Source organism: Streptococcus sp. ELY_137, from assembly GCF_058314515.1.
In genome coordinates, this window is sequence record NZ_JBZFUL010000003.1 from 25,819 (window position 1) to 43,756 (window position 17,938).

The 17,938-nt window shown below is 44.0% G+C and carries 18 protein-coding genes; 3 read left to right on the top strand and 15 right to left on the bottom strand.

Going from position 1 to position 17,938, the window contains the following annotated elements:
* Window positions 1-4: 4 nt before the first annotated feature.
* Window positions 5-1,165 (bottom strand): class I SAM-dependent rRNA methyltransferase, encoded by a 1,161-nt coding sequence (locus tag AC4HAO_RS03255; RefSeq protein ID WP_491093011.1) that lies wholly within the window; start codon window positions 1,163-1,165, stop codon window positions 5-7.
* Between the two features lie 115 nt (window positions 1,166-1,280).
* Here AC4HAO_RS03255 and AC4HAO_RS03260 point away from each other — a divergent pair, with 115 nt between their 5' ends.
* The gene (locus tag AC4HAO_RS03260) at window positions 1,281-3,443 is read left to right on the top strand and encodes an LTA synthase family protein (RefSeq protein WP_491093012.1); all 2,163 of its coding nucleotides are present in this window, start codon (window positions 1,281-1,283) and stop codon (window positions 3,441-3,443) included.
* Window positions 3,444-4,018: 575 nt separating this feature from the next.
* Here AC4HAO_RS03260 and AC4HAO_RS03265 read toward each other — a convergent pair.
* Together AC4HAO_RS03265 and AC4HAO_RS03270 are read right to left on the bottom strand one after the other, a co-directional pair.
* Entirely contained in the window at window positions 4,019-4,693 is a 675-nt protein-coding gene (locus AC4HAO_RS03265; protein WP_491134570.1) for a response regulator, read from the bottom strand.
* Window positions 4,690-6,117: a Spo0B domain-containing protein gene (locus AC4HAO_RS03270; RefSeq protein WP_491134571.1), complete on the bottom strand. Its 1,428-nt coding sequence runs from the start codon at window positions 6,115-6,117 to the stop codon at window positions 4,690-4,692. Before AC4HAO_RS03270 ends, AC4HAO_RS03265 begins: the two co-directional genes overlap by 4 nt.
* A 290-nt stretch (window positions 6,118-6,407) precedes the next feature.
* Here AC4HAO_RS03270 and AC4HAO_RS03275 point away from each other — a divergent pair, with 290 nt between their 5' ends.
* Complete coding sequence (locus AC4HAO_RS03275; RefSeq protein ID WP_447451192.1) at window positions 6,408-7,718, top strand: 2-hydroxycarboxylate transporter family protein; 1,311 nt, start codon at window positions 6,408-6,410, stop codon at window positions 7,716-7,718.
* 44 nt (window positions 7,719-7,762) lie between these two features.
* Window positions 7,763-8,923: an NAD(P)-dependent malic enzyme gene (locus AC4HAO_RS03280; protein ID WP_491093016.1), complete on the top strand. Its 1,161-nt coding sequence runs from the start codon at window positions 7,763-7,765 to the stop codon at window positions 8,921-8,923.
* Window positions 8,924-9,360: 437 nt separating this feature from the next.
* Here the strand turns inward: AC4HAO_RS03280 and AC4HAO_RS03285 are convergent, their stop codons facing one another.
* The 12 genes from AC4HAO_RS03285 to hisC form a co-directional block, all read right to left on the bottom strand.
* The gene (locus tag AC4HAO_RS03285) at window positions 9,361-9,444 is read right to left on the bottom strand and encodes a DivIVA domain-containing protein (RefSeq protein WP_491093065.1); all 84 of its coding nucleotides are present in this window, start codon (window positions 9,442-9,444) and stop codon (window positions 9,361-9,363) included.
* Between the two features lie 47 nt (window positions 9,445-9,491).
* The gene (gene hisE, locus AC4HAO_RS03290; RefSeq protein ID WP_491093017.1) at window positions 9,492-9,806 is read right to left on the bottom strand and encodes a phosphoribosyl-ATP diphosphatase; all 315 of its coding nucleotides are present in this window, start codon (window positions 9,804-9,806) and stop codon (window positions 9,492-9,494) included.
* A gap of 150 nt (window positions 9,807-9,956) precedes the next feature.
* Window positions 9,957-10,289: a phosphoribosyl-AMP cyclohydrolase gene (gene hisI / locus AC4HAO_RS03295; RefSeq protein WP_491134573.1), complete on the bottom strand. Its 333-nt coding sequence runs from the start codon at window positions 10,287-10,289 to the stop codon at window positions 9,957-9,959.
* Window positions 10,286-11,044, bottom strand: a complete 759-nt coding sequence (hisF, locus tag AC4HAO_RS03300) for an imidazole glycerol phosphate synthase subunit HisF (protein WP_491093019.1) — start codon at window positions 11,042-11,044, stop codon at window positions 10,286-10,288. Before hisF ends, hisI begins: the two co-directional genes overlap by 4 nt.
* Window positions 11,045-11,046: 2 nt before the next feature.
* The gene (hisA, locus tag AC4HAO_RS03305) at window positions 11,047-11,766 is read right to left on the bottom strand and encodes a 1-(5-phosphoribosyl)-5-[(5-phosphoribosylamino)methylideneamino]imidazole-4-carboxamide isomerase (RefSeq protein ID WP_491134663.1); all 720 of its coding nucleotides are present in this window, start codon (window positions 11,764-11,766) and stop codon (window positions 11,047-11,049) included.
* A gap of 152 nt (window positions 11,767-11,918) precedes the next feature.
* Window positions 11,919-12,530 (bottom strand): imidazole glycerol phosphate synthase subunit HisH, encoded by a 612-nt coding sequence (gene hisH / locus AC4HAO_RS03310; RefSeq protein ID WP_491134574.1) that lies wholly within the window; start codon window positions 12,528-12,530, stop codon window positions 11,919-11,921.
* A gap of 1 nt (window position 12,531) precedes the next feature.
* Window positions 12,532-13,116, bottom strand: coding sequence for an imidazoleglycerol-phosphate dehydratase HisB (gene hisB, locus AC4HAO_RS03315; RefSeq protein WP_491134576.1), 585 nt, complete (start codon window positions 13,114-13,116; stop codon window positions 12,532-12,534).
* Window positions 13,113-13,760 (bottom strand): phosphoserine phosphatase SerB, encoded by a 648-nt coding sequence (gene serB, locus AC4HAO_RS03320; RefSeq protein WP_491134578.1) that lies wholly within the window; start codon window positions 13,758-13,760, stop codon window positions 13,113-13,115. Before serB ends, hisB begins: the two co-directional genes overlap by 4 nt.
* The gene (gene hisD / locus AC4HAO_RS03325) at window positions 13,747-15,030 is read right to left on the bottom strand and encodes a histidinol dehydrogenase (protein WP_491134579.1); all 1,284 of its coding nucleotides are present in this window, start codon (window positions 15,028-15,030) and stop codon (window positions 13,747-13,749) included. The genes serB and hisD overlap by 14 nt, the downstream gene beginning before the upstream one ends.
* Window positions 15,027-15,674 (bottom strand): ATP phosphoribosyltransferase, encoded by a 648-nt coding sequence (hisG, locus tag AC4HAO_RS03330; protein ID WP_491134580.1) that lies wholly within the window; start codon window positions 15,672-15,674, stop codon window positions 15,027-15,029. Before hisG ends, hisD begins: the two co-directional genes overlap by 4 nt.
* Window positions 15,671-16,645, bottom strand: coding sequence for an ATP phosphoribosyltransferase regulatory subunit (locus AC4HAO_RS03335; RefSeq protein ID WP_491093025.1), 975 nt, complete (start codon window positions 16,643-16,645; stop codon window positions 15,671-15,673). The genes hisG and AC4HAO_RS03335 overlap by 4 nt, the downstream gene beginning before the upstream one ends.
* Window positions 16,642-17,688 carry a histidinol-phosphate transaminase gene (gene hisC / locus AC4HAO_RS03340; RefSeq protein WP_491134581.1) on the bottom strand — a complete coding sequence of 349 codons (1,047 nt, stop codon included), beginning with the start codon at window positions 17,686-17,688 and terminating at the stop codon, window positions 16,642-16,644. Before hisC ends, AC4HAO_RS03335 begins: the two co-directional genes overlap by 4 nt.
* Window positions 17,689-17,938 lie beyond the last annotated feature (250 nt).

Below are 17,938 nucleotides of genomic sequence, written 5' to 3' on the forward strand. Positions count from 1 at the left end.
CTTACTACTCTACCTTTATTGTATATACTTTTAAATAATTACTACGCTTATCAGCTTTGTTGACAGCAAAATCAGCAGGCAACTGTTTCAAATTCAGATACCGATGTCCTGCTTTGCCGAAACCTTTTTCTAATTGTTTTTTGAATTGCTCAACCGACATATTTGAAGCATTGGTTGAGGCAATAATAGTTCCGTCGGGATTTAAAATCTCTAGGGCTTGATGCACCAACTTATCATAATCTTTTACAACTGAGAATGTTTGCCCTTTATTACGAGCAAAGCTAGGAGGGTCTAAAACCACAATATCATAGCTCAAGCCCTTGCGCTTGGCATACCTAAAATACTCAAAAACGTCCATTACAACCAACCTATGAGGAGTTAGCTCCAAGTTGTTAGCTTTAAAATGGGCTTCAGACAGCTGGCGTGAACGTTTAGCTAAATCAACCGAAGTGGTTTCCAGAGCTCCTCCCATAGCCGCAGCTACTGAAAAAGCCGCTGTATAAGAAAACATGTTCAAGACAGTTTTTCCCATTGCCAAACCGTTAATGAGGCTGGCACGAACTTCATGCTGGTCGAGAAAGATTCCCGTCATCAAGCCCTCATTTAAAAAAACCGAATAGGTCACACCATTTTCTATGACTGTGAACGTATCAGGAGCTTCTTGGCCGTATAAATGTGCTGATTCATAATCCAAGCCTTTAAAGCGAATTTTCTCGTAGGCACCTAAAAGCTCAGAGAATACTTCTCGAAAGGCTGCTACAATAATATCCTTCAAGCTGTAAATATAGGGATTATACCAAGAGAAAAGCGCGTAATCCGAATAGCGATCGATAGTCATACCACCGAAGTCGTCACCATCCTGATTAAAGAGGCGGTATGCCGTCGTTAAATTATCCTTTTCGTAGAATTGACGCTTGTTTCTGGCTTGCCTGAAGAGATTGATGAAGAACATCTTATCCAGTTGGACAGTTTGCCGCGAAATAACCCAACCAACCCCCTTATTTTGCGGGGATAGGTAGGCTGTTCCCAGAAACTCTTGCTTGGACGAGTAGAGTTCCAGAACCTGATCTTTTAAAGAAAGTGTTTTGAAATCTTCTCCTTGCAAGAGCTGAATGCCACGGTTAATTTTTTTGACAACCGAGCTATCCACGGTGAGCTTATTCATACTAAGTATTGTACCAAAATTTCAGTAAACTTTCTACCTTGTTTCATATTTAAAATTAAATTTGTGGTATAATGAAAAATGAATTTTTTAGAATAACAGTGATCGAGGATATAGAATGAAAAAGTATTTAAGTCCCTTGAAAAAATTGGGTGGCATTATTAATACGCGTTTAGGCTTTGTCCTAGTCCTGCTCTTTTTCTATTGGATAAAGACTCTGTGGGCTTACGCGATTGATTTTAACCTAGAATTGGAGGATACCCTTCAGACTGTCGTGGCTGTCCTCAATCCTCTTCCTTTGGGACTATTAATTTTAGGACTTCCTCTCTATTTCAAAAATAGCAAGGTTTTCTATACCCTAGAAGTCCTTATCTACCTCTTTTTAAATATCGTGATTATTGGGAATTCCATCTATTTCCGAGAATTTACTGATTTCATCACAGTTAATACCTTACTGGCAAGCTCTAAGGCAGCAGCAGGTCTAGGAGACTCGGCAGCCAATCTCTTTGAACTGACCGATCTCTTTTATTTAATTGACTTAATCTTCTTTGCTTATCTATTAATTCGCAAAAAAATTAAATCAGATAGCCGCTATTTCAACAAGCGAGCGAGTTTTGCAGTGACTGCTCTGTCTGCTCTACTTTTTTCTGCTAATCTCTTTGTTGCGGAGGTTATTCGTCCCCAACTCTTGACCCGCGGTTTCTCCAATTACTATGTAGTTCGGGGAATTGGACTGCCAGCCTTTATCACCTACAGTGCTAATCAGACTTATCAAGCACAGAAAGAGCGCAGCTCTGCGACAGCTGATGATCTCAAGGACGTGCAAAAGTATGTTGATCAGAATTATGCAGCTCCTGATAAGAAATATTTTGGCGTTGCCAAGGGACGCAATGTTATCGTCATCCATTTAGAAAGTTTCCAACAGTTCCTAATTGACTATAAATTGAAAGCTGATGGTCAGGAATATGAAGTAACACCTTTTATTAACTCCCTTTACCACTCTCCATCATCAATCTCATTTTCAAACTTTTTTAATCAGGTCAGAAACGGTAAAACCTCTGACGCAGAAACCATGATGGAGACCTCTCTCTACGGTTTAAACAGCGGCTCTTATATGGTTAACTACGGTGGTGACAATACAGCCTATGCCACACCATCTATCCTCGCGCAAAAAGGCGACTATACTAGTGCTGTTTTCCACGGAAATACTGGAAGCTTCTGGAATCGTAACAATACTTATAAACAGTGGGGTTACAATTACTTCTTTGACTCAACTTACTTCCAAAAACAAGACAGCAGTAATTCTTTCCAATATGGTCTTAATGACAAGTACCTCTTTGGGGACTCTATCAAGTATTTGGAACAGCTGCAGCAACCTTTCTACACGAAATTTATTACCGTATCTAACCACTATCCTTACACCAGCTTGAATGGTGAAAAGGATGAACTCGGTTTCCCTTTGGCAGATACAGGTGACGACACCGTTAATGGTTACTTTGCAACAGCTAACTATCTGGACTCGGCTCTTAAGTCCTTCTTTGATTATCTCAAGGCCAGTGGCCTTTATGATAACTCAATTATCGTCCTTTATGGGGATCACTATGGTATTTCAAACGACCGCAACACCAGCCTAGCACCCCTGCTTGATAAGGACTCAGAAACTTGGTCTGACTACGATAATGCTATGATGCAACGAGTACCTTACATCATCAATATACCGGGCTATACTGATGGCTTTGTCAGCGATACTTACGGTGGTGAAATTGACTCTCTGCCAACCTTACTCCATCTTCTCGGTATTGATACTAAAGGATACATTCAAATGGGACAAGATCTTCTGTCACCATCCAACGATCAGCTAGTACCACTTCGTACCCCTGGTTACTACATCACTCCTACTTATACTAGTTACGGGGGTAAGACCTACTATACTCAAACCGGTCAAGAAATCATTAAACCAAATACAGTAACGCAGGCCGATCTCGATAAATTCCGCAAAGCTGCGGCTACCCAGCTGTCCAACAGTGATACAATCCAAACTGGAGACTTGCTGCGCTTTGCTAATTTCCCTGGCTTGGAAAAAACCGATGCGAGTCAATATTCCTATACCAACTCGCTGAATGATCTCAAAAAGATCAATAAAAAACGAGGGGATAAATCAACCAGTGCCTTCCATCGCAATGGCGATAAGACAACGACCAAACTTTATCAGCCTAAGAGTTACTCTGAAATCCATGGTTCTAATAGCTCCAGCAGTTCAAGCTCTTCCAGCTCCAAGTAGACCATAGATAAGAACAAACCTGTAGTGATTTGTTTTGAAAGGCTCTTTATCGACTGTAGCGGATGATTCACTTCTAGAGAGGACAAGCCTTGTCTTCTCTATTTGTATATTCAAAACAATGAACATTTTGGTTTTGCTGCTTTGATTTTAAAATTTCTTGGGTTCTTTGCGCAGTCTTCAAGGGAGGTGAAGACTTTATGGGATTGCTTTTATAACTTAACTTCGCGAAACAAACTAAAGACTAAAGTATTAGCAAATAAACCAACAAACTTTCAAGACTGTAGCTGCTCAGCTTTTACAACAGATTCTTGAGTCATAATAAAATAAAAGGAAGGTTTTATCCACTCTTTGGGGATCAGACCTTCCTTTTTGCTTATCCGCTATTCTTAGTTTGACCAATAAATAGGCCTAATTCATTCTTTCTTTACTCACTTCCATACTTGATCTGAACATTGAGAAAAACCATCAGTTTAAGAAATAGACTAGTCATATTAGAAAGCACTCCAGAACTTAGGCCATTATACCTGGAAACAAAAACCAAGAAGCTGAACAACTGAACTGTTTTAGAGTTGCTTCTACTCTCGCTTTTCAAAAACCTTGTAAGGACGGCCAACCTTAGTGTAAATGACATGACTGTTGAGATATTGCTGCTCTTCCAGATAGGAGACGTATTTACGGATGGTAACATGGGAGATTTGGCAGCTATCAGCCAGTTCCTGAATGGTAAAAGGAGCTGGCTGTGCGAGAATTACCTTTTTAATCTTTTGTAGGGTTTCCAAAGATAGTCCCTTATCCAGTTCTGAAACGTCCTGTTTTGCCTGCTTTTCATGGCTACTGATAAGCTGATCAATCTGTTCTTGACCGACAGTGGCCTTGTTTAAATTGGTTCTTTGCCGGATAAAAAGAGCTATGCTTTGCTGAAAGCGCTGATTCGTAAACGGTTTGATTAGGTAGTCAACAACTCCCAGATGGAGCCCTTCCTTAACAGTTTGAGCTTCATTAGCGGCAGTAATCAATATAACATCGCTATTGCTATGCTGCTTACGGAGATCACTAAGAAGTTCTAAACCACTGCCGTCTTTCAAATGAACATCCAAGAGAATCAGATCAATTTCATAACTTTCCAGCAATTCTTCTGCATCTTGCAAAGAATTAGCCGAATAGATCGCCTCAAACTGACCGCCTTTTTCTAAGTAGTTGCGATGGATAAATTCAACCATAGGATCGTCTTCTACAATGAGTACCTTCATCTACTTTCCTCCCTGTAGGGTAATACTAAAACAAGCTGAACCAAATCATGGTCTATTTCTAATTCAAAATCAGCCCTATGCTCTTCCAGCATCTGCTGAAAGAAATGATTATCAAAATAGCTCTGCAGCTGCCCATGCTGCTTATTGGGCAGGGTCAAAAGGTAGCATACCGTTAACTGGACATTCTTATAATGAAGCAGCAAAGAGGGCTGAGTAGATAGAACAAACTGCAGGAGGACATGGTGGATATAACGGCAGATATTAATCAAAGCCTTAGTCTCTGCTTCGTTTTGACTGGCCGGAATTTCAGATGAAATTTCAATCACTAGCGGTGTTTTACGCTCCATAAATTTTTGGCGTTCACCATTCAAAAAACCTGCAATCTGAGGATTTCCAACCAAAAAGGGCAGCTGCTGGGCAAACTCATGATCTGGTTTCAGGATATCTTCCAAGTAGACTTTCAATTCCTCATACGCATTGAGGTCTGCCAAACCATAGATGACGTGGAGACGGTTGACAAATTCGTGAGTTTGGGCCTGCAAGGCCGAGGCATAGGCGGTTGTATTGGCTAGCTGATCCATAATCAGGAAAGATTCGGTAGCATTGCGTAAAAAGATAAGCCAGCCAATCCGCTTACCATTTACTTCAATAGGAGACGATGAAAAAATATAATCCTGCCCCTTTTGCCGATAGATCTGCTCTTTTTGATTTTCCAGCATATCATGAGAAAAATCTGCCATCAGCTGGGTAATAGACTGTCCCACCAAACTGTCGCTGAGGCCGCTGTTTTTGCGGTAAAGCTGCTCTGCAGCGATATTGGCCAAATTAATTCGATAACTAAGATCAATCACGACCACGGCATCCTTGCTCTGATCCAGCATCGCATTGCGTTCTTCAAAAAGACGAGATAGTTCTTTGGGTTCCAAATTAAGAAGCTGTCGTTTGAGATAGAAAGCTAAGCCAGTCGCAGCTAGAAAACCTGCCATAACGCTTAAGAGTAAGGCCAGAGAATAGCCTTGACGCGAGGTTTTGATGAGAGTGCTCAAGGAGCGCACCTTGATTCCCAATACCACAACACCGATTTGTTTCTTCTTCGTGCTGTCAGCATAGATAGGGACAAACCCTCTCAGGGACTTGCCCAGACTCCCCCGACTAACTGATATTTTTGTCCTGCCTTTTAGAGCAGGCAGTTCATCACCTCCTTCAAAATGCTTGCCAATTTTGCTGCTATCTGGGTGGGTCAGGCGAATCCCCTGCATGTCAGTAATAACCACGAAATCCAGTTCATGAATGGCCGCAATCTCTTTAGTATAAGCTTCTAATTTTCCGCTTTGATGTTTATTTAAAAGAGCCGCTTTGATCTGCGGATCCAGAGCCAACTGGCGGCCAAGAGAAAGCAGCTGCTTTTCCTGCAGCTTGTACATAAGCTGAGAGTGCTGATGTTAGTAAGTAAAATAGAGAAACCATCAGCAAAAGTGTCAGAATGAAGACCGTGGTCAACAAATTTCTAAGATTCAAGCTCTTTTTCATAGTCACCTCTTACTTTTTATTGGCAGGAGTCTTATATGTAAGCGCTTCATTGTTCAGTATAACACATTTCCTATAAGTCCTTCTTTTTAAAAAAATTGATTTACTTAAATTACTTAAATAATCTTAAGTCTTAAATAATATTCTTTTATAATGTGTTTATTAATAAAATTAGGAGGAGGAATTTATGGAAAAGGTTAATAATACCCTAACAGGTTGGGACAAGTGGATGAACCGCTATGTTGGTTCTGTTCCCCTTCCTGTCTACCTAGTTTTGTCTGTAATCATCTTGATTACAGCCCTGCTTCAGCAGCTGCCTGTTAACATGCTGGGAGGCTTTGCAGTTATTCTGACTTTAGGTTGGCTTTTAGGAACAATCGGCGGTAATATCCCGATTTTGAAAAACTTTGGCGGTCCGGCTATTTTTTCATTGCTGATGCCTTCTATTTTAGTTTTTCTCAATCTGCTCAACCAGAACATTTTAGATGCTACAGATATCCTGATGAAACAGGCCAATTTTCTGTACTTCTACATTGCCTGTTTGGTCTGCGGCAGCATTTTAGGCATGAACCGTAAAATCTTAGTGCAAGGGTTGATACGGATGATTATCCCCATGATGTTGGGAATGGTGTGCGCTATGGCAGTCGGTACCTTGGTTGGAGTACTGTTGGGACAAGACTGGAAGCATACTCTCTTCTTTATTGTCACGCCAGTTCTCGCCGGAGGAATCGGGGAAGGCATTCTCCCACTGTCCCTTGGTTACAGTGCCATCACTGGTATGGGAAGTGAGCAGCTGGTTGCACAGCTTATCCCTGCTACTATTGTCGGCAACTTCTTTGCCATTGTATGCACGGCTATCCTATCGCGCTGGGGAGAAAAACGAACTGACTTGTCTGGGCAGGGACAGCTAGTCAAACTTAAATCACAGGATGATATGGCCGACGCCCTTGAGGATGACTCCGGCCCGCTTGATATTAAAAAAATGGGAGCTGGCGTTCTGACAGCCTGCAGTTTATTCATTATTGGCCATCTGCTGCAGCATTTGACAAGTTTCCCAGGACCAGTATTGATGATTGTAGCTGCCGCTGCTCTCAAATATCTCAATGTCATCCCTAAGGAAACACAGCATGGGGCTAAGCAGCTCTATAAATTTATCTCAGGCAACTTCACTTATCCTTTGATGGCTGGACTCGGTCTGCTCTATATTCCGCTGAAGGATGTAGTCGGAGTATTAACACTGCCCTATTTTATTATTGTGATCAGTGTTGTCTTCACTGTTATTTCGGTTGGGTTCTTTGTTGCCCGTTTTATGAACATGTATCCGATTGAAGCTGCTATTATTTCTGCCTGCCAAAGCGGAATGGGCGGTACAGGAGATGTGGCTATCTTGAGTACAGCCAATCGTATGAATCTCATGCCCTTTGCCCAAGTAGCTACCCGTCTTGGGGGAGCTATCACAGTCATCACCATGACGGCTATCTTACGGTTTATTTTTTAATCATTAACTACATTAACTATAATCTTATAAATGGAGGAATTATTATGTCAAATGATGTTAGAGAGCTGGCTTTGCAACAAGCTAGAGAAAACGGAGGCAAGTTGGAGGTTACTTCCAAAGTCAAAGTTGAAGATAAAAGAGATTTAAGCATCGCTTATACACCCGGTGTTGCTGCTGTTTCTTCGGCTATTGCGGAAAATAAGGAATTGGCTTATGAATTGACAACCAAAAAGAACACAGTAGCAGTTGTCAGTGATGGTTCTGCTGTTTTGGGACTAGGAAATATTGGTGCTGAAGCGGCAATGCCAGTTATGGAAGGCAAGGCTGCTCTCTTCAAACGGTTTGCTAATGTAGATGCTGTCCCAATTGTCCTTGATACACAGGATACTGAGGAAATCATTGCTACTGTTAAGGCTATAGCTCCAACTTTTGGTGGGGTTAATCTCGAAGATATCAGTGCGCCACGTTGCTTCGAAATTGAAGAGCGGCTCATTAAAGAATGTAACATTCCGATTTTCCATGACGACCAGCATGGTACAGCCATTATTGTTTTGGCAGCAGCTTTTAACAGTTTAAAGCTAATTAACAAGGCCATTGATGAAGTTAAGATCGTCGTGAATGGCGGCGGTTCTGCAGGTCTGTCAATCACACGAAAATTCTTGGCTGCTGGGGCTAAGCATATCACGGTTGTCGACCGAGCAGGTATTATCAACGAGGAAGATCCTGATCTCCCAGCCCATCATGCTGATATCGCTAAGCTCACCAATCGTGAACATTTGTCAGGTAATCTGAGAACTGCCCTGCAAGGCGCAGATATCTTCATCGGTGTATCAGTACCGGGGGTATTAAAGGCAGAATGGATTAAGGAAATGGCAGACAAGCCTGTTATCTTTGCTATGGCTAATCCCGTTCCTGAAATATTCCCTGATGAAGCTATTGCTGGTGGTGCCTATATTGTCGGAACCGGACGCAGTGATTTTCCTAATCAAATCAATAACGTCCTCGCCTTCCCAGGTATTTTCCGCGGTGCTCTGGATGCCCGAGCTAAAAAGATTACGATTGACATGCAGATTGCAGCGGCACACGGTATCGCCGATCTCATTCCTGCTAGTGAACTCAGTCCAACCAATATTATTCCCGATGCCTTCCAAGAAGGGGTTGCTAAAACAGTTGCGGCTGCCGTTCGAGAAAGTGCCAAAGGATGACTAGGTTTTTCTTGAAATATCAATAAATAAAAGACTGATCAATTTTGAACTGTACCATCCTCAAAAGTTAGACAGAAAATCTAACAATTTGGATACAGCTCAGTATAGCGATCAGTCTTTTTTTGTACTCCGTCCAATTTTACCCTTGATTGACTCAAATCTTCTGACAAAAACAAAAGTCCCAACATCAGGCTGCAGAAAGCACAGTTCAGTGTTATAGTTGCTGTAATTGGCTTATTCCAAATAACAGACACGACCGACTGCTGCTTTTTTTGCTTAGGCGAAAAAAGCATTTATAGCAGCCTTTTTTGCAAAGAAAACTTTAACCGTTACCTGTTCCTGTTGTTTTCTCCTGTTTGAGATTAAAGAGAGTTTTTTACACCTACATTGGATAACTAGCATCTGATTTGAGCTTTATAGTCTGTTTTTTTAAGAGATTAACTTTCCTGCCCCAAGGTTTCTATGATATTATCAAGAAGTTTATCCACTTCTTCTTGACTGTAACCTCGACATTTAACAATTCATTGTTTGTCACGGATGTCCTGCTGTTTTAGCACCTTTCTGGTCTTTAATAATCTGTAATTTCTTTTCGATCATGAACATTGCTTTTCTTGCCCTGGCGGGCTTCCAGCACTTTATTGACATCGTCCGGCGTCACGCCAGTTTCGACCAGCATGACGGCCAAATGGTAGAGTACATCGGCTGTTTCATTGGCGATTTCTTCTTTGTCTGCATTTTTGGCTCCAATGACAACTTCGGTGGCTTCTTCACCAACCTTTTTTAAAATCTTGTCCAGACCCTTGTCAAAAAGATAGTTGGTATAAGACCCTTCTTTTGGGTGCTGTTTGCGATCCAGTGCTTCTTTGTATAAGGTTTCTAACATATTTAAGATATGAGAGCGTCTAAAAAGCGACCGAATTTTAGGAAATTATCGGAAAATCCTGATTTTCCAGATAATTTATCAAAATTCCGAGCTTTTAGCTCAAACTCAATTCCTTTCTTTCGATTTTTTGAAATGACAGTCCTACTTCTTTTACTCTTCTTCACTGTAAATCTCATTGAAAAAGCAAGAATAGGCTCCTGTATGGCAGGCGGCACCGACTTGCTCGACAGCGATAAGCAGGGTATCTTGATCGCAGTCTGTTTTGATGGATTTAACGTATTGGTAATGACCGCTGGTTGCGCCCTTGTGCCAGAGTTCCTGCCGCGAGCGGCTCCAGTAGTGCATTTGCTTGGTTTCAAGGGTCAGTCGATAACTCTCCTCATTCATATAAGCCAGCATAAGAACCTGTCCTGTCCGATAATCTGTGACAATGACAGGGATTAGTCCGCCCTGCTTAGCAAAATCAAGTTGAATATCTGTCATAAGCGCACCTCGATTCCTGCTGCTGCCATGGCTTTCTTAGTATCTGCAACAGCAACTTCTCCATAGTGAAAAATAGAGGCTGCCAAGGCTCCAGTCGCTGGGGTTTTCTCAAAAACTTCCACCATGTGGGCAATATTGCCCGCACCGCCTGAGGCAATGATTGGGACATCTGCCACCGCTGCGACTGCATTTAGCATGTCCAAATCAAAACCTGACTTGGTACCGTCCTTGTCCATGGAGGTCAGAAGAATCTCGCCAGCACCGAGACGGACTGCTTCCTTGACCCAGGCAAGCAAGTCCTTGCCAGTATCCTTGCGACCGCCAGCCACATAAACATGCCAGCTGCCATCAGCCTGTTTCTTAGCATCAATGGCCATCACTACACACTGGCTGCCAAATTTTTCAGCACAGTCTGCGATGAGCTGCGGATTGACCACAGCCGAAGAATTGACTGCAACCTTATCAGCGCCAGCCTTGAGCATCTTGTTCATGTCCTCAGCCGAGCGAATGCCGCCGCCGACGGTAAAGGGGATGAAGACTTGGTCTGCCACGCGCCGCACCATATCTACCGTGGTTTCGCGATTGTCAGAGGTCGCCGTGATATCTAGGAAGACCAATTCGTCACAGCCCGCTTGGTAGTAAGCACGCGCCGAATCTACCGGGTCGCCGACATCGGTCAGATTGACAAAATTAACCCCTTTGACCACGCGCCCGTCCTTGACATCAAGGCAGGGAATAATTCGTTTTTTCAGCATGTTTATCCTCCAAAACTTTTTAACTCATCCAGCGTGATATTACCGTTATAGTAGGCCTTGCCGACAATGGTACCTGCCACACCGATAGCCTCAAGTTTGATCAAATTATCCAGCTCTGCAATGCCACCTGAAGCGATAACTTTGGCGGTTGTCAGCTCAGCCACCAAACGCTCATAATGGTCAAAATTGGGACCGGTCAGCGTGCCATCTCGGCCAACATCGGTGTAGACAAAGAGCTTGACTCCCATTTTTTCCATTTCCTTGGCCAAGCTGATGTAGTCAACCGTACTGGTCTTGAGCCACCCTTCCGTAGCAACATAGCCATCCTTGGCATCAATACCAACAACAATCTTATCTGCCCCAAACTTATCCAGTGCAGCCTTGACAAAAGTGGGATTTTTAACGGCCATAGATCCGATAATGACACGGTCAATACCGACATTGAGATAGTCCTCAATCTGCTTCAGCGTACGAATGCCGCCGCCGACTTCAACACCAAGGCCTGTCGCCACTTTCAGCGCTGCAATGAGATCGCGGTTGGTCGCCTGACCATCCAGAGCTCCATCAAGGTCCACAACGTGAATAAAGTCAATGCCCGCACCTGCAAAAATACGTGCCTGACCCAGCACATCAGGATTAACCACCGTCTGCTGCTTAAAATCACCTTTGAAAAGGCGGACAGCCTGACCGTCTTTAATGTCAATAGCAGGAAGAATCTGCATAATTAAGATACCAAGAGCGTTAAGAAAGCGAGATGAAAATAGGAAACTGACGACGTGTGCCCGCACACAAGGAAGTTTATCTTTTTCACGACGCTTTTAGCTCGGGTTCAGTTCAGAAAATACCTGAATGAACCGTCCTTTCTAATTTATTTTCATCGCTCACACAAGTCTACAAATTTTTTGAGGATGCCCAATCCGACAGTTCCTGATTTTTCGGGGTGAAACTGGGCGCCATAGACATTGTCCTTGTGAATCATAGCGGGTACTTGGATAGAATAGTCAGCTGCTACGTCAATGTAGGCTTGGGGGACATCTGTAAAATAGCTGTGCACGAAATAGACTGCTTGATCCTGCAAACCAGCTGTCAGCGGCGACTCCTGCTTGACCTGTAAATCATTCCAGCCCATGTGAGGCACTGGAAAACCATTCTTGGCTGGAATTTCACGTGTCGCACCTGGAATGAAGCCTAAGCCAGCCGTTTCTTGGTGCTCCAGCCCTGTTTCGGTCAGCAATTGCATGCCCAGACAAATTCCTAGGAGCGGCGTGCCCTTGGCAACGGCCTTTTTAATAGTGGATACTAGCCCTCGTTTTTCCAGCTCGGTCATTGCTGCAGGATAGGCTCCTACTCCCGGCAAAATCAAGCCAGAAGCTGCCAAAATCTTTTGCGGGTCAGCTGACAGCTCGGCTTCGACACCGATCTTATCCAAGGCTCGCAGGACATTAGCCGTATTGCCGGCGTCATAATCAATGACTATTATTTTCATATCACAACATTCCTTTGGTGGAGTTAACCCCGTGAATTTCTGGGTTGATGGTTACTGCTTCGCGCAGGGCACGGCCAGTCGCCTTAAACAGACTTTCTGCCTTGTGGTGGTTGTTTTTACCATGCAAGATTTTTAAGTGCAAATTCATCTGTACATTAAAGGAAAGGGCTTGGAAGAATTCTTCCACCAATTCGGTATCAAAATTGCCCAGTTTGGGATTGTCAAAGTCAGCATCAAAAACGAGGTAAGAGCGGCCCGACAAATCAAGGCTGGCCATACCCAGCGTTTCGTCCATGGGCACAAAACTTGTTCCATAGCGGTTGATACCGGCCTTGTCTCCCAAGGCCTGGCGCAGGGCTTGACCAAGAACGATCCCTACATCTTCAACTGTATGGTGGCTGTCTACATACAAGTCACCATCAGCTTTGACCACCAAGGACATCCGTCCATGACGGGCAAAAAGCGTCAGCATGTGGTCAAAAAAACCAACACCTGTCTGAATATCCACGGGTTCTTGTTCATCTAAATTCAGGCTCAGTTTGATTTTGGTTTCAAAGGTATTGCGCTTAATTTCTGCTTGTCTCATTTTCTTACCTCATCTAATATCTCAATCACTTTGTACAGGTCAGGCTCCTGAATTTGGTAGGGGGCTTGCTCGCGTACAACAGGTTTGGCACAAAAGGCAATGCCGATACCAGCCTCGTGAATCATGGGCAGATCATTGGCTCCGTCACCCATAGCAACAGTGTCTGCCAACGTCAGCCCATTTTCCGCAGCCCAATCGCGAAGCTTTTGCACCTTGACCTCCTTGGTCACAATATCACCGTAAGTTCGGCCTGTCAGAATGCCGCTTGCCGTTTCCAAGTGGTTGGCCATGACATAGTCAACATTTGCCTCAGCAGCCAGACGGTCAACCGTCTCATGAAAGCCGCCAGATACCAGACCAACCTTGTAACCGCGCGCGTGCAACTCAGCCACTAATTCCTTGGCTCCCTTGTTAAAATGAATGCGGGCATAAACCTTATCAAAGATGTTTTCTGACAATCCTTTCAAGGCGGCCACGCGCTCAGCCAAAGCTTCCTTAAAGTCCAGCTCCCCTCGCATGGCACGCTCGGTAATGGCAGCTACTTGCTCGCCAACGCCTGCTTCTTCTCCCAACAAATCAATCACTTCTTCCTGAACGAGGGTTGAATCTACGTCCATGACTAACAGTCCTTTAATTTTGGTCATTTCTCACCTCGATGGCTCTGGCATGTGCTTGCAGGCCTTCAGCATAGGCCAGGGTCGTGATATCGTGTTCAGCCCTATTAACCGCTGCTTGAGTATATTGGGTGTATTGAATGCGCTTGACAAAGTCATGCACCCCTAGCGCTGATGAAAAACGGCTGGTTGCGGTTGTTGGCAGGACGTGATTGGCACCTGCATAGTAATCACCGATGGGCTCACTGGTATAATGCCCAAGGAAAACAGATCCAGCATTTTCAACCTTGTCTAGGTAATCATAGGCATTTTCCATAGAAATTTCTAAATGTTCCGGAGCCACTTGATTCATAAGGTCAAACATATCAGCAGTATTGGCTGCAATGATGATGCGGCCGTTATTTTCAATAGACGGACGGGCAATGGCTTGACGCGGCAAGGTTTGCAGCTGAGCTTCAATCTCAGCCTCTACCGCATCAGCCAGAGCTTCAGAATTGGTTACTAAAATCGTCCGCGCACGAACATCGTGCTCTGCCTGCGAGAGCAAGTCTGCTGCTACATAGGCTGGATTAGCTGTACTATCCGCAATAACACCAATTTCCGATGGACCGGCAATCATATCAATACCGACAATGCCGTAAACCTGTTTTTTGGCTGTTGCCACAAAGATATTCCCAGGGCCAGTGATTTTATCAACCTGAGGAATGGTCTGGGTGCCGTAAGCCAGAGCGGCAATACCTTGGGCACCGCCCACTTGGTAAATCTTATCCACACCAGCTAGCTTAGCCGCAACCAAGATAGCTGGAACAAAATGCTCCTGTGGCGGCGTGATCATAATAATTTCCTTGACACCTGCAATATTGGCCGGAATGACATTCATGAGGACTGAGGACGGGTAAGCCGCTGTCCCTCCCGGCACATAAACACCCACCCGCTCAATGGGGCGGATGAGCTGGCCGCGAAGGACACCATCTGAGGGCTGATCTTCAAAGCCCGTCTCCAGTTGTTGGCGATGGTAAGATTCAATATTAGCCTTGGCATTTTCAAGAGCTTTCAGAACATCCTTGTCAACCTCAGCAAAAGCTTGATCAATCAGCTTCTGCCCGACTTCAAGATCCCTTAGGTCAACCTTGTCAAATGTCGCGGAGTACTCGCGCAGTGCTTGATCACCGCGATTTTTCACATTCTCAATAATAGCGCGGACAGTTTCCTCAACATCGATATTCTGCCGGCTCAGCTCCAGCTGCTCTTGATAGAGAATCTTAGATATAGTTTCGTTAGTTCCTGTTAGACGTTTCATTGAAAAGGTACCTCCTCGTCTCCAACAATAGCCTCAATTTTTTTAATAAAAGGTAGCACTTGGGAGTTATTTTTAAGAGCTGCCTTGTTAACAATCATTCTAGCGGATATACGGCAGATATCCTCAAATACTTCTAAACCGTTGGCTTTTAAGGTGTTGCCTGTTTCGACAATATCGACAATGGCATCAGCTAAACCAATAACTGGAGCAATTTCAACACTTCCCTGAATGGAAATGATTTCGACATCCTCTCCTTTCTGATTATAAAAATCAGTGGCAACCGTGGGGTATTTCGTTGCGATACGCTTACGCTTATGGTCGCCCGGATCAAAACTAGGGATCGAAGCTACGGCAAATTTACAAAGACCGATATTCAGATCCAGCATTTCCAAATAGCCTGTCGGATGCTCCAGGAGCACATCCTTGCCCACCACCCCAATATCAGCTACGCCGTGGTGGACGTAAGTAGTAACATCCGGTGCTTTAACTAATAGGAAGCGAAAACGGCGATCGGGACTTTCAAAAATGAGACTGCGCCCTTTATCGGCCATAAAAGCCAAATCAAAACCGGCCTGTTTCAGGAGGTCCACGGTACCTTTTTCGATCCGTCCTTTCGTGAGTGCTATCGTAATCTGTTCTGTCATCGCAGACCTCCTCCTTCTAAGCTATTATGAATGGCCTGATAAATACTGTCTAAATCAACTGCCCAGCCAACAGCCGTCAGCTCTGACGCGCCGAAACGTTCAAACAATTTGTCATAACGGCCACCAGACACAAAAGCATCTGGAACATTTTCACCAAAAACTTTAAACATCATACCGGTATAGTAAGGCAGGGAGGGAACTTGCGCGAGGTCAACTGTTGTTTGGGGCAGAAAACGGTAAATGTCTCCTAGTAAAGCTTCCAAATCATCAAGGGCCTTCAAAATCAGCTTGTGTTTAACTAGCCGACGGACTTTTGCCAGCACATCGTGACTTTCCCCAAACAAGAAAGGCAGAGCCTCGATCAAGGCATCAAACTCGCTGGGATGGACTTCGGTAAAAGTATGGAGAGCTGTGATATTCTTATCAATAATAGCTCCCTCCAAATGGTGCTGACCGACTTCATCCAAGTCCAACTCATCATAGATGGTCTGCAAGATAGCTGCATGGGAAAACTCGAACTGATAGACTTTAACCCCAGCTACATCTAGGGCTGCTTTAGCCGATAAGATAGCTTCTTTAAGCGCCTTATCGGCTGGGTAGCCAACAATCTCTACACCAGCCTGAGTGTGCTCATTGAGCAGGCCGCGCAATTCTTCATTATAGTGAAAGACCTTTCCTGAGTAGGAAAACTTAATCGGTGTTTCTACTTGAGTTGAGGCAATGACTCGTCCAATTTGACTGGTAATATCTGGCCGCAGACTGAGTAAATCCCCCGATTTATCAAAAAGATGATAGTGGGTGTTTTTTAACTCATCTCCAAATACTTCTGTATGCTCCAAAGTCGGTGTTTCGATGCGCCTGAACTGTCGTTCTATCAATAAATCACTGATATCACGTTCTAAGCGATACATGGTCGCAGCCCTCTTGAATAATTTGTCGTGCATACCTACTGGTAATGTTGTTTTTTTCATGAAACTACCTCTTGAATGATCATTATGACTTTCTCCATTTCTTCCTGTCGACCGATAGAGATACGTAAATATTCCTTAATTCTCTCTACTCTAGGGAAATAACGGACATAGATATTCTTAGTCTGTAAATACTGAAAGAGCTCCTGAGCTGCTAGAGCCGGCTTAACCAAAACAAAATTGGCCGAACTCGGCAGGACAGTAAATCCGATAGCTTCGAGCTCCTTTACAAACCAATCGCGGGTTTTAACAATTTTTTGACAGTTATTGCTGTAGTAATCCCAGTCATCTACAGCCGCTAGAGCTAATTTTTCTGCTATGCTATCAACGGCGTAAGGGTTGACCGAGTTTTTGACAGCCTCGATAACCTTGATCAACTCGGGGCTGCCAACCCCATAGCCTACACGCAAACCTGCTAGAGAAGCATCTTTTGAGAAAGTGCGCGTGATAAAAACGTTTTTGTATTTTTCCAGCAGAGGCAGGGCGGTCTTACCACCGAAGTTAATGTAGGCCTCGTCAATAATAACAACGACATCCTGATTTGCCTGAATGATCTTTTCCAGTTCATCCAAAGGCTTATAAATACCTGTGGGGGCATTTGGATTAGCGACAACAAGACCGCCGTTTAATGTCTGGTAATCTGATGGGGCTATCTCAAATTGACTGGTCAGCGGCACCTCACGATAGGCAATATCATATAAGTTGGCCCAAACCTTATAAAAACCGTATGTTAAATCTGGAAATAAAATTGGTTCATCATTGTTAAAGAAAGCCAAAAAAGCCATGGAAAGGATATCATCGGAACCGTTACCGAGGATAATTTGATCAGCTGCCACTCCTAAATGAGCAGACAAGGACTGACGCAGTTCTTCTTGAGTGAGTGTAGAATATTTGCGCAAATCGGCGCTGTCAAATGCCTTCAAAGCATCCGCCACCTTAGGACTAGGTGAGTAGGCATTTTCATTGGTATTCAGCTTAATAATTCGTTTACCCTGGGGCTGACTACCAGCTGTATAAGGCTCAATCTCTCTCAGACCTCTAATCATAAAAACCTCCTGATGCACTAGCTATTTAACAAAAAAGCCCTCGCAAAAATTTTTGCAAGGACGTCGCAACGTGGTTCCACCTCAATTCGAAAGACAGTCACCTATCTTTCCTCGTGAAGTCATAGACTTCTGGTTATTAACGAAACCACCCGTCAGGCACTACTATAAGCTTCGCACCTGCACTCAAGACTGTGTGGCCAAACCTGTGTCCCTTTTTCAGCAACGGAACTCTCTGGCAGTTGATTTGGCG

What these genes read in the sequence shown, in the direction of transcription:
- AC4HAO_RS03255 (WP_491093011.1), bottom strand. Translation starts at nt 1,165, where the DNA reads ATGAATAAGCTCACCGTGGATAGCTCGGTTGTCAAAAAAATTAACCGT.
- AC4HAO_RS03260 (WP_491093012.1), top strand. Translation starts at nt 1,281, where the DNA reads ATGAAAAAGTATTTAAGTCCCTTGAAAAAATTGGGTGGCATTATTAAT.
- AC4HAO_RS03265 (WP_491134570.1), bottom strand. Translation starts at nt 4,693, where the DNA reads ATGAAGGTACTCATTGTAGAAGACGATCCTATGGTTGAATTTATCCAT.
- AC4HAO_RS03270 (WP_491134571.1), bottom strand. Translation starts at nt 6,117, where the DNA reads ATGTACAAGCTGCAGGAAAAGCAGCTGCTTTCTCTTGGCCGCCAGTTG.
- AC4HAO_RS03275 (WP_447451192.1), top strand. Translation starts at nt 6,408, where the DNA reads ATGGAAAAGGTTAATAATACCCTAACAGGTTGGGACAAGTGGATGAAC.
- AC4HAO_RS03280 (WP_491093016.1), top strand. Translation starts at nt 7,763, where the DNA reads ATGTCAAATGATGTTAGAGAGCTGGCTTTGCAACAAGCTAGAGAAAAC.
- hisE (WP_491093017.1), bottom strand. Translation starts at nt 9,806, where the DNA reads ATGTTAGAAACCTTATACAAAGAAGCACTGGATCGCAAACAGCACCCA.
- hisI (WP_491134573.1), bottom strand. Translation starts at nt 10,289, where the DNA reads ATGACAGATATTCAACTTGATTTTGCTAAGCAGGGCGGACTAATCCCT.
- hisF (WP_491093019.1), bottom strand. Translation starts at nt 11,044, where the DNA reads ATGCTGAAAAAACGAATTATTCCCTGCCTTGATGTCAAGGACGGGCGC.
- hisA (WP_491134663.1), bottom strand. Translation starts at nt 11,766, where the DNA reads ATGCAGATTCTTCCTGCTATTGACATTAAAGACGGTCAGGCTGTCCGC.
- hisH (WP_491134574.1), bottom strand. Translation starts at nt 12,530, where the DNA reads ATGAAAATAATAGTCATTGATTATGACGCCGGCAATACGGCTAATGTC.
- hisB (WP_491134576.1), bottom strand. Translation starts at nt 13,116, where the DNA reads ATGAGACAAGCAGAAATTAAGCGCAATACCTTTGAAACCAAAATCAAA.
- serB (WP_491134578.1), bottom strand. Translation starts at nt 13,760, where the DNA reads ATGACCAAAATTAAAGGACTGTTAGTCATGGACGTAGATTCAACCCTC.
- hisD (WP_491134579.1), bottom strand. Translation starts at nt 15,030, where the DNA reads ATGAAACGTCTAACAGGAACTAACGAAACTATATCTAAGATTCTCTAT.
- hisG (WP_491134580.1), bottom strand. Translation starts at nt 15,674, where the DNA reads ATGACAGAACAGATTACGATAGCACTCACGAAAGGACGGATCGAAAAA.
- AC4HAO_RS03335 (WP_491093025.1), bottom strand. Translation starts at nt 16,645, where the DNA reads ATGAAAAAAACAACATTACCAGTAGGTATGCACGACAAATTATTCAAG.
- hisC (WP_491134581.1), bottom strand. Translation starts at nt 17,688, where the DNA reads ATGATTAGAGGTCTGAGAGAGATTGAGCCTTATACAGCTGGTAGTCAG.